Genomic DNA, 24,573 nt, shown 5'->3' with positions numbered 1-24,573 from the left:
TCTATGGCCGTTATAAGGACAAGTCAAGGCAATGAATGGTTGCGGCGCGCCATGCGCTGCTTTGATGCAGGTATAGCCACGGGTGTTGCTCTTATTGTGCTGTGGCTGATGCCGCATGTTGATGTAGAGGGCAATGATTACCTCTTCCTAATCTTGATCGGTAGCCTACTGCTGCCCGCCGTTGGGGAGATGATAGGGCTCTATCAGCCGTGGCGCGGTCGTAGTTTGTACAACATGTTGGGTATTTACCTAGCCGCCTGGATAGCCACGTTAGGGCTGCTAAGCTTGCTGTTGGTGGCTATTCAAGAAACGCAAAGTTTCTCGCGGTTGTGGATGGGCGTTTCAGCCTTGGCAGTACTCATTATCGGCAGCATAATGCGCACCTTGCTTTATGGTTACTTACGACGTCTGCGTGCCAAGGGGCACAACCTTAAACGCGTGTTGCTAATCGGTAAAAAAGACAATATTGCACTATTGGAAGAGAAAGTTGTTGAAACGCCCCACGCCGGTTACATCATAGTAGGGCATTATATTGACCAAGACGATGCTACGTTTTTTCATAAAATGGCGGCGTTTGCTAAAGCAAATATCTTTCAGCGTGATTTTGATGAAATCTGGTTAGGGTATCCGCTGGTTCAGGGCAACCGTGTACGCCATCTGATGCGGCTTCTCGCGGGAATCCCGACTAGCATACGGTTTTTTCCTGACTTGCCCGATATCCGTTTGTTGAACCACCGAATTACGCAAGTCGCAGGTCTCTATTCGTTAGAGCTAAATTACACTCCTTTAAATGGCCCTATGCGGTTTATCAAAGCGTTGGAGGATCGGGTGCTGGGGCTTGTGCTATTTATTCTGTTTAGTCCTGTGATGCTTGCCGTGGCAATTGCCATACGCTGGAAAATGGGTGGGCCTGTTCTTTTTAAACAGGAGCGCCATGGTCTAGATGGAAAACGCTTTAGAATATATAAATTTAGAACGATGCATCTGCACGAGAGTTCCGTCACCAAGCAGGCTTCACTTATTGATGAGCGTGTTACCCCTGTTGGCCGTTTTTTACGCCGTACTAGCCTGGATGAGTTGCCTCAGCTATACAATGTTCTTCAAGGGCGCATGTCGCTGGTAGGGCCAAGGCCGCACGCCATGGACCATAACGATCATTATAAAGATCATATCGATATCTATATGCAAAGGCATCGCGTCAAGCCCGGTATGACAGGCTGGGCACAGGTGAATGGACTGCGAGGCATCACTGATGATGTTAAGCTAATGGAGAAGCGCGTTGAATACGACCTATATTATATTGAACGCTGGTCGCTAGGTTTTGATTTGAAAATATTAATTATGACGCTAACGCGCGGATTCGTTAATGGCCAGCCATAAATTATAAGTATTTCAGTGCATTAAGTTAAATATCGCGTTTTGGAATAATCGGCGCGTTTTAGTCAGGTTATAAAGAAAGACTGGGTAGAGTAGTAATCTCCCCCCATGTCTTATCTCAAGGAGGAATAATGATTTTACCTGTCATTTTATCAGGAGGCTCAGGCTCACGCTTATGGCCTGTCTCACGCGAACATTATCCCAAGCAGTTTTTAAATCTTCATAAAGAAGATGTTAGCCTGCTGCAAGAAGCTGCGCTGCGCATAAAAGACATTGCGAATTCAGGCGAACCTCTCATTGTTTGTAATGAAGAACACCGTTTTCTAGTCGCAGAGCAAATGCAGCAGGTCGGCCTTAAAGATAGCACAATTATTTTAGAGCCGTGTGGCCGTAATACAGCACCCGCGTTGGCACTTGCTGCCTTGGCAGCAAGTGCCGTCAACCCTGATGCTGAGCTGCTGGTTATGCCGGCAGACCATGTCATCAAAGATACCGAAGCCTTTGCCCATGCCGTCGAGCAGGGCCATATGCTGAGTCAAGAAGGCAAGCTGGTAACCTTTGGCATTACTCCTTCGTCGCCGCATACAGGCTACGGCTATATCAAAAGAGGCAAGGCGTTAACACAGGGGTTTTTAGTTGCAGCTTTTGTTGAAAAACCCAATTTAGAGGCGGCGGAAAACTATTTAAAAAGCGGCGACTACCTATGGAATAGCGGAATTTTCCTGTTTAAAGCCAGCAGTTTTCTAGCAGCGCTTGGGCAATATGCACCGGATATATTGCAAAGCTGTCAGGCCGCTTTTGAAGCGCGTACTGAGGACATGGATTTTCTGCGCATTGACGAAGCATGCTTCGCTGAATGTCGAAGTGAGTCCATTGATTATGCAGTAATGGAGCATACTGATCAGGCAGCCGTTATCCCCATGTCACCTGGTTGGAGCGATATAGGTGCCTGGGATGCGCTGCATGAACTGCGCTCAGTGGATGATAAAGAAAATGGCAATGCCATTCATGGCGATGTCATGTTGCATCAAACCCGTAACAGTCTGGTTTATAGCGAGTCTCGTCTTGTTGCAGCTGTGGGGGTCGATAATCTGGTGATCGTCGAGACTGACGATGCTGTTCTGGTGGCCGACCGTCGTCAGGCTCAGGATACCAAGCTTATTGTTAATGCCTTGAAAGCTGCTGGTCGTAAGGAATTTCAATCACACCAGCGAATCTATCGCCCCTGGGGGTACTATCGCACCATGGTGTTAACAGATAGCTTTCAAGTGAAAGAGATTGTGGTTAAGCCGGGCGGCAAGCTTTCCTTACAAATGCATCACCACCGCGCGGAACATTGGGTAGTCGTACAGGGGACCGCTCAAGTGACGCAAGGCGAAGGCCATGGCAATACCGCTAATCTTCGCAGCTTTCTGCTCTCAGAAGACGAGTCGACCTACATTCCGCTGGGTACGGTTCATCGCCTTGAAAACCCGGGAGTTATTCCTCTTAAACTTATCGAAGTGCAGACCGGATCCTATTTAGGTGAAGACGACATAGTGCGCTATAACGATAAGTATGGGCGCGAATAGGAGCAACCCGCTGTAATGAAAGTTGCCATTGTTCATGATTGGCTAACCACTTGGGCGGGCGCTGAAAAAGCGCTTGCCGAGTTGCTTAACTGCTTCCCTCAAGCTGAAATATTTACCACGGTTAATTTTCTTGAGAAAAGCGCTATTTCTGCTTTGCAGGGGCACGTTATCCACACCAGTTTTATTCAGCGTATGCCCCTCGCACGCCGCTGGTATCGCCACTATCTGCCGCTAATGCCATTAGCGATAGAGCAGTTCGACCTCAAAGGCTTTGACTTGATTTTGTCGAGTAGTCACGCCGTAGCAAAAGGCGTGATATCCGATCCCAATGCGGTTCACATATGCTACTGCTATAGCCCAATGCGCTACGCATGGGACATGCAGCATCAATATTTGCGCCAATCAGGTAAAGAAAAGGGATTGATAAGCTGGGTAATGCGCTGGCAGTTGCATCGTCTACGTCAGTGGGATTACTTAAGTGCCCAGCGTGTTGATCACTTTGTAGCCATTTCAAGCTATATACAGCGCCGCATTAAAGCCTGTTACCGACGAGAGTCCGACGTTATATTTCCGCCGGTCGAAGTAGAAAAATTCCGTTACGATCAGCCAAGAGAGAGCTTTTATCTGACTGCTTCTCGGATGGTCCCCTATAAACGTATTGATCTGGTCATAGAAGCATTTAACGAAATGCCCGATAAACAACTAATCGTTATCGGCGATGGTCCAGACTACGCCAAATTGGCTGCGCTGGCAGGGCCTAATGTCACAATGCTTGGGTACCAGTCTGATGACGTGTTAATTGATCATTTGGAGCGAACCAAAGCCTTTATATTTATGGCGGAAGAAGATTTTGGTATTTTGCCAGTAGAAGCCCAGGCGGCGGGGGCGCCTGTGATTGGTTACGGTGTAGGTGGTCTAGCCGAAACAACGCTAAATAATGTCACCGCACTTTGGGCTGAGGAGCAAACCAGTACTGCGCTGGCATTAAGTATTCAAGAATTTGAAGAGCGCAAGCAGCATGATGCAGGTGCCTTTGAGCCACTGACATGCAGGCAAAGTGCAGAAAGGTTTGCGACCGCCAACTTCGCTCGGGCGATCCAATCACTAGTGGCTAAGCATATACCTAAACCCTAGTTTCAATGATTCTTCCACTAATAGTATTCTTGGAATGCTTCGTGCCTAACGCTGATTTGCTCGATAGAACTGCTGGCATGCAGCCATCGGTTGGCTACCCAGCCAGCCGATAATCTGTTGGGTATATATCGAGCGCGCCTCATCTACCAAATGAAAGTTAGTGTCAAAGAAATCGTTTGCTTCCCGCATTGCCTCGAATGGCTTTCCTACCCAAAAAAGCCTTTCGCTCGTCGCCCGTTGGGGCAGCGTCTCATAAAAATTGGCTTCTAAAGATGAATCCTTATAAGACTGTCGCCATAATAACGGTGGCGGCAGGAAAACAGGGCAGGCTCCCTGAATAAGTAGCTCATCACGAAAGTGTTGCAAACGAGCCCAGTCAAAACTGCCTTGCTGCAAGGCCGCTCCATAGGTTTCATCAGGCAAAGAGTTTAAGAAGTTCCAATGCCGCTCTTCGCGTAATGCCCGTGCTGTATGCAACTGATCACCTCGGCTATCCAGATTGTGAGGACCATAGTCACCGCTAACGGAAAAATCGGCAGAAACCCCCCTGTAGCCTTCTAAAATGCGTGTAAACGAGGTTTGTGCAAATACCTTGAGCGCGCGTTTTGGGGGCAGTTCTAAGAAGGTCTCAGGGTGGCTATTTGCCCAATGAACCAGCGAACTGGAAATAGTCTCCTCGCGGTTATAAAGCGGGTATTCAAGGGGGAGGAGTACTAAGTCGCCTGGCTTAATGACCGGTACAGCTTCGTGCAAAATAACCGGTAAGGAAATGCCTGCATTTACACCCAGGTTAACGGCGGGTAGATGGTAGGCTGCCTCCAGCTCACCGCTATTAATACCAAACATGGCACCTGAGCCTGATACCACAACAATCTTTGGGGAAGGTAGCGCGCTGGCAGCCTCCTGCTTGTACGTGATCGCTTCAGCAATCCATACGTTATTAGGATGCTCGTTGCCCAATTGCCCAGCCCACAGTGCTACCCACAGCGAAAGGACCATCAAGCTTCCGCCTACTATTCCTTTAATAAAGCTAGCCATGCTCGTTACTCACTTATCGCCCACGCAAGATTAAAAGTTGAAATACAGGAAAGCCTGGCTAGGCAGGTCCAGCATGGCTTTTGTTACCACTAGTAAAATCCCGCCTACCAAGGCGCCTTGGTAATAATGACGCTGTGATTGAGCAAGCCATGAGGTTAATGTCATGCTGTTCGGCATGATTAACACGATAAAGGTAGCCCCTATAACTAGCAGGCCCGGTGCGCGTAACCCCATAGCTCCCTGATTTAAACCGTTCAACAGCTCGCCTAGGGCGCCCCAATGCCATATTGAAAGCGCCGAGTAGAAGGCCCATGTGTGTTCAAGGCTGTCAGCACGAAAAGGTACCCAGGCCAGCATGACAGCCATAAAAGTCAATGCCCATCCGATGCCTAGTGGTAACCGAAAAGTAGTAATCCGCTGCCATACCACCATTAATATGAGTAAGCTGCCATGTAACCCACCCCACAATACAAACTGCCAGCCTGCGCCATGCCATAATCCACCTAGCAGCATGGTAGCGAGTAGCGCTAGCAGGTGGCGAGGTAAGCCATGTTGGCTACCCCCTAGCGGAATATATAAATAGTCACGGAGAAACCCTGAAAGGGTAATATGCCAGCGTCGCCAAAAGGCTTGGATATCTCGCGCTTTGTAAGGCGACGCAAAGTTTTCGGGTAGCTTAATGCCAAACAAAAGTGCCAGGCCAATCGCCATGTCTGCATAGCCAGAAAAATCAAAGTAAAGCTGCAAGCCATATGCCCAGCCAGCCATCACGGTATCACCTGCCGCGATTGCCTCGGCAGGGAGGCTATAAAGTTGATCAACATAAGGGGCGAGGTTATCGGCAATAATTAGCTTTTTAGCTAAACCCAGCGCCAGTAACAGCAAACCACATCGAATAGCCGCAGTATTTGGCGGTGTTAAACGGCTTAACTGAGGCGCTAGATCGCGATAATGGACGATAGGTCCAGCAATCAGCTGAGGAAAAAAACTAACGAACACGCCGTATAACGAAAGTGGTCCGCGCTGAATGATCCCCCTGCGTACATCTACCAAAAAAGCAATTTGTTGGAAGGTAAAAAAAGAAATACCTAACGGCAATATCAGCGGACTAAACGATTGAGGGGGCAGGTCGGCTACCGAAAGTAAAAAGACCGAGTATTTAAACCAACCCAGCAAGCCAAGATTAAAGGCCACGCCGAGCCATAACCAATATTTGCGTTGGCTGCTTACATAGCCTGCCAGCCAGTAGTTAACGCCAATGCTGGCAAGTAATAAGGGTAAAAGCGTAATATCCCACGCGGCGTAAAAAAACAGCGAAGCAGCGCCTAGCCAGCCAAGTAGAAAACGCTGGGAGGAATAGATTGAAAGTATTAAAAAAATTAGCCAAACAGTGGGCAAAAACACAAGAAGAAATTCAGGTGTGCTAAAAACCATGCCGATGATGCTCACTTATGGCAGAGGATAAAAAGAGTAACGCAGGATTACAATGCCAAGGCTACCGCTGCATCAACACTGAGCGCGAAGCATATCATAGCCAACGTATGAGGCGGTTAGATGTAGCATCGACATCCTTCATTAAGTGGTTGTATGCCTTTTTTCAATTATTTTGACGTAAGAGCGAGCAAATGGACATGCAACGCCGGGTAACCATAGTAATTGCTGCCTGTTTAGCGGGTCTGCTGGGAAGCTATTTATATGCCGGTATTCTCAACCCTTTAAAGGTTGAGTGGCTACTGCAAGAGGGGGATTTACTACAACACTTTTTGGGTTGGCATTATTATCGTCACGAACCCTGGGACTGGCCAATAGGTGCGTTGCACACCTATGGCACTGAAGTTCGTAGCAGCATTGTATTTACCGATTCATTGCCGCTACTTGCTATACCGCTAAAGCTAATCCAAGCATGGTTACCTGATCCTTTTCAATATCAAGGACTCGCATCGGTTGCACATCTGATGCTTAATGCTATCGCCGCTTGTCTTATCTTTACACGGTTGAAGATGTCTCCTATTGCGGCGATTGCACTAAGCCTTGTAGTGGCAATTATGCCAGCCGTATTGTTTCGTGGGCCGGGTGGGGCCGGGCACGAATCATTAATGGCGCATTGGACGTTTTTATTCGCTATCTATTTAGTGCTGTTTCGCACTGACCCGGGTTGGAAGGCCCGCTGCCAATGGTCGTTAATGCTGACGCTTGCCGTATTGGTACATTTTTATTTGTTTCTACTGGTGGGGCTGCTATGGAGCTTATGGTGGCTGTTACGAACCTCGCAGCAATATCGCCTGAAAGGGCTCGCTTATCATCGTCAATGGTGGCTGCTATGGGGAGCTTATAGCCTGCTTCAACCGCTCATTATCTTATTCGTCATGTGGGGTGTCGGCTATTTACATAGCGGTGGCGAGTCGCCAGGCGCTGATGGATTCGGTTTTTACTCGGCGGAGCTGGTCGCGTATTTCAATGCCTACAGCTTCCTGGCGGGCATTATTTCTGCATCAGTAGCCTTGCCCGTTTGGGTACCTGGCATTGGTGGTCAATACGAAGGGATGAGCTATGTAGGGGCAGGGATAATGGCGCTTTGGTTGATGGCGTTGCTGCTATTTATCCGGCGTCCTATCCATATACCTACTACCTACCGATGGCCGGTAAAGGGTTTAGGGGCGCTGGCTATCGGTTTATTTATCTTTGCACTGAGCGATAAAGTCGTCATAGGTCCTTATACCGTTAACTTGCCTTTACCTTGGCCTGAATCACTAAAGGCCATTTTACGTGCAAGCGGCCGAATGGTATGGGTGCTAATGTACCTGAGTATTTTCTTGGCCGGTGCAATACTTGTTCAGCGCCTAACGCCCCGTAATGCCACTCTGGCCGCTTTATGTGTGCTGGTAATACAGCTATTTGACTTGCAGCATTGGCACCACTACTTTCACACCCGTAGCCAGCAAGCGGCAACTTACCACATGGCAGAAGATCCGCGCTTTACTGGCTGGGATTCATCAGGTTTGCAAGCGGCGCTTAGCCAACGCCAATCGCTGCATATAACTCAAGCTGATGACATTGTCGGTATGTTACCTCTGGCATGGCTGGCTGGGCAGCACGGCATGGCCGTTAACGTCGCCTACGTGGCTCGGATTACCCCAACCATTATTCATCAAGCGGTAGCACCTGCCCAGCAAGCGCTGATGGCTGGTCAGCCAGACCCCAGTGTGGTCTACGCTATCACCAATCCTGAAACTGTGCAGGCCTGCAACCTAGTCAATATGCAGTGTATTGTCACTCCTATGGCAACCTTTGCTTGGCAGCTTACTTCTGAGGAAACCCAATGAGCGAAATTAGTTGGAACCTAAGCATCATTGTTCCAGTGCTCAATGAAAGTGACTCCTTGGAGCCGTTTATTGAGCAGATGCTTCCTGTATTAATAGGTTGCGCACCTAACTTTGAAATTCTGTTTATCGACGACGGCTCTACTGATGACACGCTCGCCCAGCTAAAAGTGCTTAATCGGCAGGACGCTCGTATTCGCTATGTGTCTTTCAGCCGTAACTTTGGCAAAGAAGCGGCTCTGACGGCAGGGCTGCGTCACGCGACCGGCGATGCGGTGGTGCCCATGGATGTTGACTTACAAGATCCCCCCGAACTGATTCCCGAGTTTGTGCGACTTTGGCGCGAAGAGAGCTTCGATATGGTCTATGGGGTGCGAGCTTCACGCCCCGAAGATTCTGCTGCAAAACGCACTACCGCCAAAGGCTTTTACCACCTATTTAATCGTATTACCCATTCGCCCATTCCTGGAAACGCAGGCGACTACCGCCTAATGTCACGGCGCGTGGTGGATGTATTGCTACAGCTACCCGAGCGCAACCGATTTATGAAAGGGCTTTATGCCTGGGCGGGATTTAAAACAACCGGTGTTCCTTACCAACGTCCTTCACGACACGCAGGAGAAAGTAAATTCAGTTTTTGGAAGCTGTGGAATTTTGCACTCGATGGGTTAGTCGGGTTTAGCACTATTCCGCTCCGGGTGTGGAGTTATATAGGTGCGGGGGTCGCCTTACTCGCATTTCTGTATATTGTAGTGCTAGTTGCAGGCGTGCTGATAGGCGGGCGCGATGTGCCTGGTTATGCCTCCTTAATGAGCGTAGTGCTATTTTTTGGGGGGATGCAATTGCTCTCGATTGGCATTTTAGGCGAATATATCGCCCGGCTATTTATCGAAGTAAAAGGCCGACCTCTGTATGTACTGCAAGAGTCCTCTGAGCCTGATAATAGCCATTTGCCTGCTGCGCATGACCATGTCGTATCGGGCCATACAACACCTGAACATGAGTAGATGTTTGGCATGACGAAAACCCGCGCCGAAGTACTCCAAGCGCTGCGGTTCATTGCGGTGGGTGCAGCCGCAACGGCTACACACATGGGGGTAGCTACGCTGCTGTTTACCATTATGCAAGGCCGTTATATCGCGCTTGCCAATTTTATTGCTTGGCTGGTCGCGTTTGGCGTTTCATTTTGGGGGCATCAGCGAGTAACGTTTAAGCGTCAAACAACCTTAAGCCGCTTTTTATTTATGTCGCTTGCTGGATTAGCCATCAATTACGCGGCGCTCGGGGTGCTATTGCTAACGCCGCTTCCTCCCTTGCTTGCCATGCTCAGTGCGATTGCGACCGCCGCGGTGAGTACTTACCTGCTGGCTAAATATTATACGTTTGCCATGCCCTGAGTAACCCGCTAAAACCCATGCAAAGTGGGAGCTATCAACACGTTTGGCCGCCAGTAACGGTGGTGTGTGCTTAGCGCTTGGCTTACCATGGCTCCCTTTGAATTAATCACTACCTGGTTCGGGTAAAAGGTAACGGAATGCTGGAATCCCTAAAAGGGGCATGGCGCTATCGCCAGTTTATTGCCACATCAATACGCCACGAACTCGTGACGCGATTTGCCCGCAGCCGAATTGGCGGGGCCTGGATGATCATTCATCCGCTTTCCATGGTACTTATCTACGCCCTGATACTCTCGGCGGTGCTGTCGGCCAAGCTGCCCGGCATTGAAAGCCAATACGCCTACGCGATCTACCTTACCGCAGGCATGCTGGGCTGGAGCCTGTTCAGCGAGATTCTCAACCGCTGCCTTGGCGTGTTTATTGAAAACGCCAACCTGATGAAAAAGCTGGTTTTCCCCAAGATCGCCTTGCCCGTTATCATTACCGGCTCCTGCCTGATCAATAATCTGGCCCTGTTCGTGGTCATTCTGGTCGTGTTTGCGGTGCTTGGGCATTTCACCCCCAGCACGCTGCCCTGGGTGCTGGTGCTCACCGGCATTACCGTATTGCTGGCCCTGGGGTTGGGGCTGACGCTTGGCATCCTCAACGTGTTCATACGCGATATAGGGCAGCTTATGCCCATTGTGTTGCAGTTTCTTTTCTGGTTTACCCCCGTGGTGTATCCCGCTGAAATTGTCCCGGAATCGCTGCAGGCCATCATTGCCTTCAACCCGCTGTTTCACTTGATTGGCGCCTATCACGATGTACTTGCCTACGGCCATGCGCCTTCCATTCCGGCGCTTGCGGCGCTGACCGCACTTGGCGCGGGGCTGGTACTCGTCAGCGCGGTGCTGTTTCGTAAAGCAAGCCCGGAAATGGTGGACGCCCTATGAGCCTTGACCAGACCACAGTGGCCCCCAGGGCACTGCTTGAAGTACGCGAACTGGGCAAAGCCTACCGGCGCTATCGCAATGAGCTGATGCGCGTGGCCAGCTGGTTCAGCCCGGTACAGCCGCTCGATGAAACCTGGATACTGCGCGATATCAATTTCGATGTTGCCCAGGGCGAAGCCGTTGGTATCGTGGGGCAGAACGGTGCCGGTAAAAGCACGCTGTTGAAAATGATCACCGGCACGCTACGCCCCAGCGAAGGCTACATACGCACTCATGGCCGCGTGGCCGCCATTCTGGAACTGGGTATGGGGTTCAATGGCGAGCTGACCGGCCGCCAGAACGTGATTCACTCCGCCGGGCTCATGGGCTTTACCCACGCCCAGATAGATTCCGCCATGGCCGACATCGAAGCCTTCGCTGAAATAGGCAGCTACTTCGACAAGCCCATGCGCGTCTATTCAAGCGGCATGCAGATGCGCGTCGCGTTTTCGGTGGCCACTGCGTTTCGCCCCGAAATACTCATCGTTGATGAGGCGCTCTCGGTGGGGGACGCCTACTTCCAGCATAAAAGCTTCGATCGGATCCGCGAGTTCCAGCGCCAGGGCACGTCGCTGCTGATCGTGTCCCACGACAAGGCCGCCATACAAAGCCTGTGTGACCGCGCGATTCTGCTGGAACAGGGCAGGGTGCTCGAGGATGGCCTGCCCCAGGACATCATGGATTACTATAACGCGCTCATCGCCAAAAAAGAGAACGACCGGGTAGAGATCACGCCGCTTGCCAGTGGCCAGATACAAACCCAATCCGGCTCTGGTGAAGCCAGCGTCAAGCAGGTAAGCCTGCACGCTGAAAACGGCAATGCAATAGATGTCGTGGACGTAGGCCAGGCGGTAGAATTGCGCATTACCGTGGCCATTCACGCCAACCTGCCCGAGCTAGTGGTGGGCTACAAGCTGAAAGACCGCGTTGGCCAGGAGGTATTCGGCACCAATACCTGGCACACCGACCAGGTAGAACGCGAGCTGAGCGAAGGGGAAGAGCTTACCTACCGCATGCGCTTTGATGCCAACCTGGGGCCGGGCAGCTACTCCGTGTCGCTTTCCCTGCACAGCAGCGATACCCACCTGTTGAATAACTATCAGTGGGTAGACCACGCCCTGGTGTTCCAGATGGTCAATATGGAAAAAGATTTCTTCCTGGGTAGCAGTTGGGTGATGCCCGCTATTGAGTGCGAGCGCCACGTCGCGATCAGTTCAGAACCTAACGAGTCAGTGTAATGGATTTCTATACCCGATTTACCAATCACTTTCGCGGCGAAAAAGACGCCATCAAAGAGCGCCTCACAGTGTACGTTCCGCTGCTGGCGCCCATCATGGCGCGCTACCCAGAAGCCCAGGTGGTCGACCTGGGTTCCGGCCGGGGCGAATGGCTCGAGCTGATGCAGGAAAACGGCTGGCCCGCCAAAGGCATCGACACCAACGAAAGCATGGCCCAGGCGTGTAATGAAAGCGGCCTTGTGGTCGAGGTCAACGACGCGCTCAGCGCACTTCAGCAAACCGAAAGCGATACCCTGGCCGCCATTACCGGTTTCCATATTGCCGAGCACATCCCCTTTGACAGCCTGGTAACCCTGATACAGGAAGCGCTGCGCACGCTGGTGCCCGGCGGCGTGCTGATACTCGAAACGCCCAACCCGGAAAACCTCACCGTCGGGCTGTGGAGTTTTTACCTCGACCCCACTCACCTGCACCCGCTGCCGCCGCCGCTTCTGCACTTCGTGGCCACGGATTCAGGCTATGCCAAAGCCAATATTCTACGCCTGAACGGCCCCAAGCCGCCGCAAGGCGACGCCCCGCTGCGCCAGTACATGGATTGGGTGGTGTCTGCCTACCCCGATTACGCCCTGATTGCGCACAAGCACGCCGACGAAGCCAGCGCCCCCTGGTTTGACTACCTGGATACGCTCACCGAAGCCCAGCAGGGCAGCCTGGAAACGCTGGCCGCCAAGATAGAAGAGCAGACCGAGCAGCTGACAAGGCGCGACACTGAACTTGCCCAGCGAGACACTGAGCTTACACAGCGCGGCGTTGAGCTTAAGCAGGTTGAGCAAGAGCGCCAGCATTATCATCAGCAAGCTGAGCACTTGCTGCAAGAGCTCAACAGTGTTTATAACAGTCGCTCCTGGCGGATAACCAAACCCCTGCGCGGTGTGATGCACCTGCAGCGCCAGTCCACCATGTCAAGCGGCAAGCTCATGCGCCGCATGGCACAGATCCCCTGGCTGAAGCGGCTGGCGCTGAAAGTGCTCAACCGGTTTCCCGCGCTGAAAGTGCGTGTTTTAAAGCGCATGGCCGCAAGCGAAGGCCTGTTCAGCCGGGCAGGGCAGTTCCGTGATGAAGACTTCATCAACCTGGACCGCGATGTTCTCGCCGCCGTACGCCTTGAGGCCGCGGCCCTGCGTGACGCCCCGCTGGCTGAGCACCATGTGCTTTTGAAAGGTATCCGCCTGGAAGGCCATATCAACGGCAGCTACAGCCTGGCCGCGGTAAACCGCCACCTGCTCACCCGCTTGCAGCAGAGCGACGACGCCCCCGCCCTATGGCTGGTGCCTCACGAAAACAGCCTGGAAGAGCGCGTGCGCACCACTCCCGGCGGGGAGGCGGAAACCACGCGCCTGAACGGGCTGACCGACCCGGCCGCCTGGCAAGCCCTGGCACCGGAACAGCGTGTCGCACTTTACCACCACTACCCGTTGATTGAGCCCGACCCGTGCCACGGCCTGCCCATAGCGCTGTTTTTCTGGGAAGAGTCCTGGGTACCCAGGGAAATGATAGATACCCTGAACCGCCATTACGCCGGTGTGGTGGTAACCGCCTGGTTCGTCAAGAAGGTACTGATGGACAGCGGCTGCAAGCTGCCTGTTCACGTGATTGCCATGCCACTGGTAGCCAACCCCTTGGCCGCCACCAGCCAGGTAAATGACCTGGCCCGAGTAAACCAGCATCAAACGGTCAATCTGCTGCATGTCTCCTCCGCTTTTCCGCGCAAGGGCGTGGATGTACTGCTTCAGGCATTCGAGAAACTGGCCACCGCCGACCCCGACATCACCCTGACCCTGAAAACCTTCCCCAATCCCCATAACCAGGTAGATGCCTGGGCAGAGCAGTACCTGAGCCAGCCCGCGCGCGAACGCCTGTACCTCATCATGGAGGATTACGACGCCGCGCAGATGGCCGCGCTGTACCAGAAGGCCGATATCGTGGTGCTGCCCACGCGTGGGGAAGGGCTCAACATGCCCGCCATTGAAGCGGGCGAGTTTGGCCGTGCGCTGGTGGTCACCGGCTACGGCGCCCACACGGATTTCACCCCGGCTGCGCACAGCGGGTGGGTCAACTACTGCTTCGACCACGCCCAATCGCATTTCAGTGCAGGCCAGGCGGTATGGGCAGAGCCCAGCGTGGCAAGCCTTGTCGAGCAGGTCCAACAGCAAATTACCCAGCTGCGAGGCAAAGACGAGGGCGCCACGGCATCTGTGGCCTCGCTGCAAGGTGCCATTCAGGAACGCTTCTTCGCGCCCGGCGCCACCCATTCGGTAATGGCTGCGTTAACGCGCCTGCAAGCCGCCGCGCAGCAGCCCGCTCAGTCGCTTTCACTCAGCGTATACACCACCTGGGACGAGCCCTGCGGCATCGCCGAATACAGCCGCCACCTGCTAAGCGCTCTGCAAACGGTAGATGAAGCGGCCAGCTACACGCTGTATGCCCCAACGCTGGATAAAAAAGGCAACCGGCCGGCCACTTCCGAAAACGTCACGCGCAGTTGGCAGCGCGGCGAAAGCCCGAACCTGCAAGACGCCACCGGCAACGTGGTATGGCTACAGCATCACTTCGCGTTCTACGAGCTGGACCGCCAGCTGCACCAGCAAGTGCAGCAATGCCGTCAGCAAGGCCAGCGGGTATACATCACCCTGCACACCACGCGCCCGGTCATCGACTTCGACGCCACTCGCCGCCGCACGGTGGCCGCCACCCTGGCCGCCTTCGACCGCGTGTTCGTACACACCCTGGATGACCTCAATTACCTCAAGCGCATCGGCCTGACCGACAACGTCACGCAAATGCACCAGGGCGTTGATTCTCCTAAAGTTGATACCCCCGCAGAAGGCGCGCTTGCCGCCACTCAACCAGCCCACGCGCCGGTGATCGGCAGCTTCGGTTTCCTGCTGCCGCACAAAGGCGTGAACACCCTGATCGAAGCCTTTGCCGCGCTGCGTAAAAAGCAACAGCTCCCCGAAGGCGCCACCCTACGCCTGGTAACTTCCGTGCTGGATGAATCCAGCTCGCAAGAAGAGCTGGCCCGCTGCCAGCGTACTGCCCAGCGCCTGGGCGTTGATGGCCACATCGAATGGCACACCGAATTCCTGCCCCTGGACGAAGCCCAGCAGCTTCTAGGCGAGTGTAATGCCGTGGTACTGCCTTACCAGTACACCCAGGAATCCAGCAGTGCCGCAGTACGCACCGCCGTGGCCGTGTGTGCCAATATCCTGACCACGCCCGCGCCCATCTTCGATGAAGTAAAAGACGTTGTATGGCAAGCCCACGGGTTTGAAAGTCACGACATCGCCGAAGGGGTCGCCCGCGTGCTGGGCGCCCCGGCCGAACAGCGCAGCCAGTACCATGGCGCGCGTGAACAGTGGCTGGCCCAGCGTAGCTGGCCCACCCTGGCCACGCGTTACCAGGGGCTTCTTGGCGCTGCTCTGGTTGACCAGGCACTCGCTCAAACGGCTGAGTGAATTCAGGTTGACACCTGGGCCTGGCCCGCCACAATACCTGATTCAATACGCTGCCCCGTCCCCGGGGCCGCCAGCAAACCCTCTACACCTACTACCAAGAAAGGAACTGCGTCATGAATGCAATCGTGACAGGAATAACAGGCCAGGACGGCGCTTATCTTGCCGAGTTGCTGCTTGACAAGGGGTACACCGTATACGGCACCTACCGCCGTACCAGTTCGGTCAACTTCTGGCGGATAGAAGAGCTGGGGATCGAAAGCCACCCCAACCTGCACCTGGTCGAATACGACCTCACCGACCTTTCCTCCAGCATCCGCCTGGTGCAGCAGTGCAAGCCCCGCGAAATCTACAACCTGGCTGCACAAAGCTTTGTCGGGGTGTCGTTCGACCAACCCCTGACCACCGCTGAAATTACCGGCCTGGGCGCTGTGAACTTGCTTGAAGCCATTCGTATTGTGGACAGCTCAATCCGATTCTATCAGGCTTCCACGTCTGAGATGTTTGGCAAAGTGCAAGAGGTGCCGCAAACAGAAGCGACCCCGTTTTACCCCCGCAGCCCCTATGGCGTGGCCAAGCTCTATGCCCACTGGATGACGATTAACTATCGCGAATCTTACGATATGTTCGCCACCAGCGGGATTTTGTTTAACCATGAGTCGCCTTTGCGCGGACGCGAGTTTGTAACCCGTAAGATTACCGATGGCGTGGCCCGTATCAAACTGGGCAAACAGGAGCGCCTGGAACTGGGCAACCTGGATGCCAAGCGCGACTGGGGCTATGCCAAAGAGTACGTGGAAGGCATGTGGCGCATGCTCCAGGCCGACACCCCGGACACCTACGTGCTGGCCACCAACCGTACCGAAACCGTACGCGACTTCGTCACCCTGGCCTTTAAAGCGGTAGACATTGAGCTACGCTGGGAAGGGCAGGATGAAAATGAATTTGCGGTAGATATTGCCACCGGCAGTCGTGTGGTAGTCATCAATCCGCGTTTTTACCGTCCGGCAGAAGTGGAGCTGCTTATTGGTAGCCCTGCAAAAGCCACAAAGGAGCTCGGTTGGAAGCCCGCCACCAGCCTAGAAGAGCTATGCAAGATGATGGTGGAGGCCGATCTAGAGAGAGTTAAAAACGGCACTGGCGCTTAATCAAACGGCCTATTAATGATGGCCCAAGGAGGTACCATGCCAACCAGCCTGGTAACGGGCGGTAGCGGTTTTACGGGGCGCTACCTGATTGCTCACCTAAAACGTCAAGGCCACCGTGTGGTGGCCTTAGCAAGCCAGCCTTGCGGTGCTGATGAGGCTCACCATATTGATATCAACGATGCAGCCACTCTGCAAAGTGTCATCAATCAAGTCGCACCTGAATATGTATATCATCTAGCTGCGTTATCATTTGTGGGACATCCTACGCCGCTGGATTTTTATCGCGTGAATGTACTTGGCACTGAAACCCTGCTGCAAGCATTGGTTAAGCTGCCAGCGCCACCGCGTGTATTAATTGCCAGTAGCGCTAACGTGTATGGAGCTAACGCTCAAGCGGTGATTGATGAATACGTGCCGCCGGCACCTGTTAACCACTACGCCAACTCCAAGGTCGCTATGGAGCATATTGCCCGCATCTATGCCGATCAGCTGCCGCTGCTCATTGCGAGGCCGTTTAATTACACGGGGCCTGGGCAAGCGTCGCACTTTCTGGTGCCTAAAATTGTTGAACATATCAAGCGCCGCGAAAGCGTCATAGAGTTAGGTAACACTCACGTTAGTCGTGATTTTAGCGATGTTCGTGACATGGTAAGTGTTTACTATCAACTACTGGCAGAGTGGCCTGAGCAGGCAGTAAGTGGCAGCTTGGTCAACGTGGGGAGTGGTGAGGCCGTATCGCTGCATACATTGATAGAAAAACTGGAAGCGTTAGCCCAGCATCGCATCGAAATAAGAGTTAACCCCGCTTTTGTGCGGTCTAATGAAATTCCAGAGCTAAGAGCGTGTAATAAACGCTTAAAAGCCTGGGTGCCGCAGTTGGTGCGGCACTCCCTTGAGCAAACCTTGCAGGCAATGTTGGATTCACCATAACTATTTGATAGAAAATGATTTTATCATAAGGATATAGTAAGAAATGACAATGCTGAGCCAATCGAATCGGTTGGCCTAGGCGAGGTTGGTAATAACAAAGTAAATTCCCATGACTGCGCCCATAATAGAACGATGCAATTTATGTTGTTTTGCGCCAAAAAAGTGCTGGTTTGATGGGCCGTAATCTGATTGCTCATCTAAAAACGCCAAGGCACTGGGTGGGCTTGGCAAGCCAGCTGCGGTGCTAATTAAACTCACTCTATTGACATTAACGATGCAGCCATTCTGCAGCGTGTCATCAATCAAGCCGTACCTCAATCTGTATGTTGCTTAGCGGCACTATCGTTAGTGGGCCATCCCTCGCTTGGCGTTAACGTGCTTGGCACTGGAGCCCTACTACAAGCCCTGATTGCGCTGTCAACGTCACCGCGCGCACTAACTACTCGCCAGTAGTGCCAACGCCCAGGCGGTAATTGATGAGTATGTGCCGCCAGGGCCGGTTGAGCACTAAGCCAACTCCTAAATAACCATGAAGAATATTTGCAGGACAGCTCCCGCTGCATACTGCCAGGGCGTTTAATTGCACCCGGTCAGGGTAGCCGCCGCACTCTCTAAAGTCGAAAATTGTTGAGCATATTAAGCGACTCGAAAGTGTCATAGCGTTAGTTAATACCCATGTCAGTCGTAATTTTAGTGATGTTAAGGATATAGTAAGTGCTTACTATCAACTGCTGGCAAAGTAGACTGAGTGAGCGGTAAGTGGCCGCTTATTCAACGAGGTGCGAGGTGAGGTCGTATTGCTGCATGCCTTGATCGCATCGCTGGAAACGTTAGTCCAGCATCACATGAAAGTCAGAGTTAATCTCGCTTTTGTACGGCTAACGAAATTCTCGAACTAAAATCGTTTAATAAGCGATTAAATGCCTGAGCGCCCCAGTTGACGAGGTTTTTACTTGAAAAAAAATTTTAGAAAATGGTGGGGGCGCCATAACCAGCTGATAGCAAACAGTGTTTTTTATTGGAAAATATAGTGAAATATGGCAGGATTAAGCTAAACTAAACAGTCGACTAAGATTAAGTTGGCGGTAAAAAAAGTAAAATGAAGCATCCAAAGTGGTAATAGCACAACGTAATTTACGATTTTCGACAAAAATTCGATATCAAAATGGATGGTTTTAAAACGTGAGCAATGGTAAAAAGTCACTATGCAGTAATTAACAGTAGGCTACGAAAGTGCATTTTTATGCTACTAAAGTTGTGCGATGCATTGCTGCACTGCAAAGTAACGTTTGGTGACAAACGAATAGTATGCCAAAGGCAAGTTTTTTAACTGTAGTAATGCTATTGACTTACTATGCCTGCTACGGTTAAAACGTAGCGGCGAATGCTAATGGCATTATTAAATTTTCGTGACGGTCTTAAGTGTTCGCCGATAATTCTGCGAAGTCTAAGCCGAAACATAAGGGATGAGTATTAGCGCTGGTGAAAGCTACCAGCCTAATCTCTGGAGCGAGGCCTCGCTCACGGTCGCGTTTTCCATACAGGCTTAAACGCGACTAATGTCGATTCGACACCTAAATATGGAGTTACATCAATGGCTTTATCAGATACTCAAATTCAGCAGCTTTATACGGCCTACCTCGGTCGTCCTGTTGATCGTGAAGGTTTGGATTACTGGCAGGAGCAAGACGTTTCTATTGCTGAGCTTCGTGCTAGCTTGGCAAATGACGCCCAGCCTGAATACGTCGAACTTTACGGTGACCGCACTCGCGCTGAACTGGTAGAAGCTGTCTATCAAAATATGTTCGGTCGTGAAGCTGATGCAGAAGGCCTGGAATACTGGGTGAACGGTGGCGGCGCATCTGTACCTGCCAGCGAACTTCAGCAGCTGTTTATCTCCGCTGCTTCAGCAACAGATCGTCTTGCATTCAATGATCGTGTTGCTGCTGACGAAGCTCAAATTGAAGATCCTGTAGATCCTGTAGATCCGGTCAATCCGGGCGAAACTTATGTCCTAACTGAAGGTCGCGACAACGTTATCGGTACTGAAAACGACGACACCTTCATCGGTGACGTTGGCCAGAACCAGAATGGTGCGATTTCTAACGCCCTATCTACTGGCGACCGTTTAGATGGTGCCGGTGGTCGTAACACTATCGAAGCCTCTCTGATCAACGATAACGAAGTTGATGACGGCGTCACCCAGGCACCGCGCCCGATCACTGAAAACATTCAAGAAGTTTACATCGAAGCGCTGGAAAGCAACTCTTCCGATGGTGGTAACGCCACTCTCGACGCAACTCGTATGCAGAACGTTGAGCAGTACTGGTCCAACTTCAGCCGCAGCGATATGACGTTCTCTGGCGTTAACCTGAACGGCAGCAACCTGAATATCACTAAAGACGTGACATTCGGTATGCGCGACGTGGATTTCGACTCTGGCCTGCGTGCTATGTTCGAAAGTCAGTCTCTGGTTCGTGCGCCTGCTACTCAGTTAAACTCTCAGCTGTTGGTTCGTATTGCTGATGTTAGCACCGAGACGCCCACTACTCCGCTGGCTAACGTTGATCTTAACCTGAGCTTCAACCTTGGCGGTGAGACAGTTACGCTTAATGGTATCCGGTCTACTGACGGTACCTACGCTGGTCTGGTAGAAGCGCTGCGTGCTGAGCTGGCAGAAGCTGGTCAGACTGATGTAAATGTAGCTTTGTCTACTCCCTACGAGCAGGTAACTGTTGCAGGTAACACTGTAACTCTGCCGTTCACTGCTCAAGAAATCCTCATTACCGACGCTTCTGGTAACGAGTTCAGCAGCGTGAACTTTACCCAGGCTGCTATTGAGCCTGTAGCTGATGGCTTCCTGGTGGCGGGTAATGCCCAACCAGTTGATCCTGCCGTTAGCAGCAACTTGATCGAAACCAACCTGATTCTTGACAACGCTGGCCGTGGTTCCACTGCTGGTGACGTTACTATCGGCGGTATGTCTAACTCCGGTAAGGTTGTTGAAAAGCTGAACCTGGAAGTTGACCGTGGCAGCAAAGTTAACGACGTATTCTCTGCTTATGGCATGGGTCATGGTGTTGTTAACAATGTTGAGACTAAGGTTGCTTTCGAGCAGATTGAAGTCACTTCTGGCGATGCACAGGGCGACCTGTCGATCACTAATGTTGGCAATGTCTACAACTTCGATGCGACTGCATTTGAAGGTGCTAACCTGACTGTTGGTGGCTTTGCTGGCATCACTAACGTTGGCGACACTAACTTTGGCGGTGACTGGGAGCCGAACGCTGACGCGCGTGCCCACGTTTACAACACAGCTAACGAAGCGGGTAGTAACGACAGCATTACTGTTGTCTATTCTCATGATAAAGCAGCCGAGTTCAACGGCTTCTCGCTGGCAATCAACACTGGTGCGGGCGATGACTTCGTTCACACTATTGCCGTAAACGAGATTAGCAATAACCTACCTAATCAGCAGGATCTGCAGCAGAACGTCAATATCAATGCAGGCAGTGACAATAACACTGTTTGGACTGAAGGTGCGGGCGGTGTAACCATCACTGCCGGTGCTGGCAACGACACCATTTACAGTGATAACAGCGGTTTGTCTCAGATGAACAGTGATCTGGGCGCCACTTGGTTAGTAAATGCTGCTAACACTGATTTTAACGACATCCGCGGTACTGTCGCTGGCTTGTCTTCTGGTCAGACTACGAATGGCGCTGGTAACGATATTCCTGCCGTACTGTACGGTGCTCGTCTGACCGTAACTCTGGCAGGTGCAAACACTGGTGGTGCTGTAACTAACGCAGCAGCAGCTGGTTTCGCAAATGGTTTCGAAGGTATCCTCAATCTGAACGATATCCTGGGTGATCGCGTATTCGGTGATCAGACTGATATCAATGCTGGAATCATGCAGGTTGTTAACAACCACAACGTGCTGAGCAAGCTGCTGGTTGCTGAGAACGGTCCTGATAACAGCTTGGTTATCCGTTCGCTGGTAGATGGCGAGTTTAATGCTGATGATCTGCAGATCACTTTGACGCCAGCTAATATTGCTAACATCGGCACTTCTGATCAGGGTCGTCTGGTAAACGCCATCCGTGAAGAGTCCAACGACTCTGCTTACAATGGTAACAACCTGCAAGATGTATTAGACGGCTCTGCGAGCGCTGTACACCAGAACATGAACGGTGTTGGCACTGGCGGTGGTGTTCAGGCTAATGGCCTAACGGGTACAGCTTCTACCGCTGATAACACTGGTAACCTCATCAATGCTGGCGATGGTCAGGACGTAATCGTTCTTTCTACCAACGCTGTTAGCAACGAGACCATTGTTTTCGAAGAGAACTTCGGTCGCAATACCGTTGTTAACTTTGATGCTGATGGCACCAGTGATGGCGCTGATGTACTGGACTTCACTGCTTACTTAGGCAATGAGCAGTTCCAAGGTACCAGCAATTCAGCGGAATCGCGTGACGTATTCGCAACTGTTGGCTCTAACGGTACTTCAGCTGTTACTGCTAACAACGTGATTACACTGAATGATTTCGCTGCTGGTAATGGTAACAACTCCGGCCAGACTTGGGGCAACCTGACTGCTGAAAGCCTGCTGACTGCTATCCAGAATGGCACCAACAGCGCTGACTATGGCAACCTGCAGTCTAGCACCCTTGATGTTTCTGCTAACATAGCTGGCCTCGTTGGCAACTCCATCAACGCTGTTGTTATGGTAGAAAATAACAATAACGCGGGTGAGTACAAAGTGTTCTCATTGACTGGTAGCGGCGTTAATGATGCTAATACTGCCAATGAATTCACGGGTGCTGAGCTGGTGGGTATCGTTGATTTCGGTAACACTATCGATGGATCCGCGGTTAACTTCGCTTAATCGTTGAAAACGCTGGTTGTCAGTTGATTATTGTGACAACCAGCTTCCTAGTTACGATTTCTTTAATCGTTTATTAGGAACACAAAACCCCAATCCAAGGATTGGGGTTTTTCTTTTTGAAAGAGGGGGTTAGCATGTCTAAATGGGTTACCATTTCGCGTCAGCGGCACTCAGATCTATTTTATTTGCCGCGTTATAACTATCACTTTACTGCCGAGCATGCCGTCGTGCCAATTCTAGCGGGTGAGCTAAGGCAAGCGGTTACACAGTTTGTGATGGGCTTTATTAAGCGTGAAGAACGATTTATCTTGGTTGCTCTGCTCGGTAAAAGTGCACATTCACATCACTATATACATCCTGAAGACGCTAGTTGGCTGGGCGTTTATGTTCCTGCCGTTTTTCGCGGGCATCCCTTTGGACTTGCCAAGCAAGACACAACAGGAGAAATGGTCTTACAGGTTCATGCCGATCACTTATCGGATGAGGCGGGAGAGCCTTTATTTGATGATTCGGGTGAGCTTAATAGCGCGGTCGCACAGCAATTAAGCTTTTTAGGTGAGTGTGCGAAAAATAGACAAAAAACGGATGAGGCATGCCATCGCCTCGCCGAAGAGGGTGTGTTACAGCCTTGGCAAACTGGCAAGGATGAGCCCAACGCTATTGGGCTATACCAAATTAACGAAGAAAAACTGAATAAATTATCGGAGGCAAGTTTTTATCAGTTACAAGGTGTGCCTCTGGCGATAGCATATGGCCAGCTATTTTCTATGGCTCAGCATGAGCAGCTTTCTCAGCGTTCAGAGTTGCACGCTAAGCTAAATGTGCCTGGATCTATTGATGAGCTCTTTGCAGATAATGACGAAGACTTGCATTTTAATTTTTAATCATCATCTGCCTAATGCAGGAGGGTTGGCTTCCGTGGTCTTGTCTGAGAAGTGCCTGCGCTCGACAGTATGGCATTAGAGAAGGGCTCAGAGTGCTCATTTACTCTGTAAACTCCGTTTCTTGGCGGATTTATGCCTTATCTTTCTTTCGCTCGTCTACTTTTAGACGGGGCCTAATATATCTTAGCTATCAAATTAAGCAAAACAGTTTTTTACCCCGTGATGCTAATTCAGTAGAATAGTCCGCTTATTTATCGCGACGAGAGTGGAGCATGATGTCTACGTTGCCCAAAAGCGTTGTAGTGGGCGGTCGCCGATACCCAACCTGGGCATTAAGCTCAGAGGCCCGTCAGCAGTTGATCAACTTAAAGCAGGTGGATGCTCACATTGCTGAGCTAAAGGATCGTTTGGCCTACTACTTAGCTGCTCGGAAGCAGTGTCAAGATAGTCTGAGTCGGTCGCTGCCAACCAGTCAAACTTCCCAAGTGCAGCGCTATTATTGGCAGATGGCACCTGCTGAGTGGGCACATCAGCCGTGGTCTCCGGAAAGTGCCCAGCTGTTGATGCGAAACTTTGGCGCAAGCGAGCATTACCGCGAGGGTGACTGTTTGCTGATATATGTTAAAGGCTATGGTGTATGCGGCTGGGGGGAGGTTCGCTTAGATAGGCACTCGACAAAGCGCTTACTGGTCTGGCGGTGTAGGGTGACTGCTCTGGCTGACGCAATATCGGCTAAGGTGTTAAGAGAGTATGCATTACGCCACCCAACTCGAGCATCACAACGTTTACCTGCAGATGCTAATATTGAACCTTTATTGAGTGCACTGAACGCTCGAATTGGTGTAGATGCAGTATAGCTTTTCGGGCAGCTTGATAGCATCATAACTGCTACAATATATGCCTGATATTTTATGATTAATTTAAAGGGAGCCTGGCATGGCAAAAGATGAAACTCAATATGTCACGATTGATGGGCATGAGTACATTTTATCTGATCTATCCGAAAACGCGCGTAATCAACTGATTAATTTGCGTGTAACCGATCAAGAAATTCAGCGATTAAATCAGCAGCTTGCAATTGGACAAACGGCACGCACTGCTTACGCGAACGCGTTAAAGGCAGAGCTGCCAGAGAAAAAGTCTCATTAAGAGCGAGTTGTAA

At 51.5% G+C, this 24,573-nt stretch carries 17 protein-coding genes; 14 read left to right on the top strand and 3 right to left on the bottom strand.

Annotated features, from left to right (window positions below; all coding sequences use genetic code 11):
• Positions 1 to 3 precede the first annotated feature (3 nt).
• From ACT3XD_RS09560 to ACT3XD_RS09550, 3 genes are all read left to right on the top strand, one after another.
• Positions 4 to 1,380, top strand: a complete 1,377-nt coding sequence (locus ACT3XD_RS09560; RefSeq protein WP_226940250.1) for an undecaprenyl-phosphate glucose phosphotransferase — start codon at positions 4 to 6, stop codon at positions 1,378 to 1,380.
• Positions 1,381 to 1,508: 128 nt separating this feature from the next.
• A complete protein-coding gene (locus ACT3XD_RS09555; RefSeq protein WP_192538854.1) occupies positions 1,509 to 2,948 on the top strand; it encodes a mannose-1-phosphate guanylyltransferase/mannose-6-phosphate isomerase in 1,440 nt (479 codons plus the stop codon).
• A gap of 15 nt (positions 2,949 to 2,963) precedes the next feature.
• Complete coding sequence (locus ACT3XD_RS09550) at positions 2,964 to 4,082, top strand: glycosyltransferase (RefSeq protein WP_192538853.1); 1,119 nt, start codon at positions 2,964 to 2,966, stop codon at positions 4,080 to 4,082.
• 45 nt (positions 4,083 to 4,127) lie between these two features.
• Here ACT3XD_RS09550 and ACT3XD_RS09545 read toward each other — a convergent pair whose 3' ends face one another.
• The gene (locus tag ACT3XD_RS09545) at positions 4,128 to 5,120 is read right to left on the bottom strand and encodes a hypothetical protein (protein ID WP_192538852.1); all 993 of its coding nucleotides are present in this window, start codon (positions 5,118 to 5,120) and stop codon (positions 4,128 to 4,130) included.
• A 30-nt stretch (positions 5,121 to 5,150) separates the two neighbouring features.
• Positions 5,151 to 6,554: an MBOAT family O-acyltransferase gene (locus ACT3XD_RS09540; protein ID WP_192538851.1), complete on the bottom strand. Its 1,404-nt coding sequence runs from the start codon at positions 6,552 to 6,554 to the stop codon at positions 5,151 to 5,153.
• A 191-nt stretch (positions 6,555 to 6,745) separates the two neighbouring features.
• Here ACT3XD_RS09540 and ACT3XD_RS09535 point away from each other — a divergent pair, with 191 nt between their 5' ends.
• The 8 genes from ACT3XD_RS09535 to ACT3XD_RS09500 all read left to right on the top strand — a co-directional run bounded on the left by ACT3XD_RS09535 (position 6,746) and on the right by ACT3XD_RS09500 (position 17,636).
• Positions 6,746 to 8,443 (top strand): DUF6311 domain-containing protein, encoded by a 1,698-nt coding sequence (locus ACT3XD_RS09535; protein WP_192538850.1) that lies wholly within the window; start codon positions 6,746 to 6,748, stop codon positions 8,441 to 8,443.
• Positions 8,440 to 9,447: a glycosyltransferase family 2 protein gene (locus ACT3XD_RS09530; protein WP_192538849.1), complete on the top strand. Its 1,008-nt coding sequence runs from the start codon at positions 8,440 to 8,442 to the stop codon at positions 9,445 to 9,447. Before ACT3XD_RS09535 ends, ACT3XD_RS09530 begins: the two co-directional genes overlap by 4 nt.
• A 9-nt stretch (positions 9,448 to 9,456) precedes the next feature.
• Complete coding sequence (locus tag ACT3XD_RS09525; protein ID WP_192538848.1) at positions 9,457 to 9,837, top strand: GtrA family protein; 381 nt, start codon at positions 9,457 to 9,459, stop codon at positions 9,835 to 9,837.
• A 137-nt stretch (positions 9,838 to 9,974) separates the two neighbouring features.
• Complete coding sequence (locus ACT3XD_RS09520; RefSeq protein WP_192538847.1) at positions 9,975 to 10,769, top strand: ABC transporter permease; 795 nt, start codon at positions 9,975 to 9,977, stop codon at positions 10,767 to 10,769.
• Positions 10,766 to 12,046 carry an ABC transporter ATP-binding protein gene (locus ACT3XD_RS09515; protein ID WP_192538846.1) on the top strand — a complete coding sequence of 427 codons (1,281 nt, stop codon included), beginning with the start codon at positions 10,766 to 10,768 and terminating at the stop codon, positions 12,044 to 12,046. The genes ACT3XD_RS09520 and ACT3XD_RS09515 overlap by 4 nt, the downstream gene beginning before the upstream one ends.
• The gene (locus tag ACT3XD_RS09510; protein ID WP_192538845.1) at positions 12,046 to 15,561 is read left to right on the top strand and encodes a glycosyltransferase; all 3,516 of its coding nucleotides are present in this window, start codon (positions 12,046 to 12,048) and stop codon (positions 15,559 to 15,561) included. The genes ACT3XD_RS09515 and ACT3XD_RS09510 overlap by 1 nt, the downstream gene beginning before the upstream one ends.
• 113 nt (positions 15,562 to 15,674) lie before the next feature.
• Positions 15,675 to 16,706 (top strand): GDP-mannose 4,6-dehydratase, encoded by a 1,032-nt coding sequence (gmd, locus tag ACT3XD_RS09505; protein ID WP_192538844.1) that lies wholly within the window; start codon positions 15,675 to 15,677, stop codon positions 16,704 to 16,706.
• A gap of 36 nt (positions 16,707 to 16,742) precedes the next feature.
• Positions 16,743 to 17,636: an NAD-dependent epimerase/dehydratase family protein gene (locus ACT3XD_RS09500; protein ID WP_192538843.1), complete on the top strand. Its 894-nt coding sequence runs from the start codon at positions 16,743 to 16,745 to the stop codon at positions 17,634 to 17,636.
• A 75-nt stretch (positions 17,637 to 17,711) separates the two neighbouring features.
• Here the strand turns inward: ACT3XD_RS09500 and ACT3XD_RS09495 are convergent, their stop codons facing one another.
• Positions 17,712 to 17,942 carry a hypothetical protein gene (locus tag ACT3XD_RS09495; protein WP_192538842.1) on the bottom strand — a complete coding sequence of 77 codons (231 nt, stop codon included), beginning with the start codon at positions 17,940 to 17,942 and terminating at the stop codon, positions 17,712 to 17,714.
• Positions 17,943 to 19,230: 1,288 nt separating this feature from the next.
• Here ACT3XD_RS09495 and ACT3XD_RS09490 point away from each other — a divergent pair.
• The 3 genes from ACT3XD_RS09490 to ACT3XD_RS09480 all read left to right on the top strand — a co-directional run bounded on the left by ACT3XD_RS09490 (position 19,231) and on the right by ACT3XD_RS09480 (position 24,560).
• On the top strand, positions 19,231 to 22,527 hold the full coding sequence (locus ACT3XD_RS09490; RefSeq protein ID WP_192538841.1) for a DUF4214 domain-containing protein: 3,297 nt from the start codon (positions 19,231 to 19,233) through the stop codon (positions 22,525 to 22,527).
• Positions 22,528 to 22,661: 134 nt separating this feature from the next.
• Positions 22,662 to 23,411, top strand: a complete 750-nt coding sequence (locus ACT3XD_RS09485; protein ID WP_192538840.1) for a SapC family protein — start codon at positions 22,662 to 22,664, stop codon at positions 23,409 to 23,411.
• 936 nt (positions 23,412 to 24,347) lie between these two features.
• Entirely contained in the window at positions 24,348 to 24,560 is a 213-nt protein-coding gene (locus ACT3XD_RS09480) for a DUF6447 family protein (protein WP_192538839.1), read from the top strand.
• Positions 24,561 to 24,573 lie beyond the last annotated feature (13 nt).

Source organism: Halomonas sp. AOP7-B1-5 (assembly GCF_052353045.1).
Lineage (GTDB): Bacteria > Pseudomonadota > Gammaproteobacteria > Pseudomonadales > Halomonadaceae > Vreelandella > Vreelandella colorata.
The sequence above is the reverse complement of the archived record's forward strand: the minus strand, read 5'-3'. Positions and strand labels throughout refer to the sequence as shown.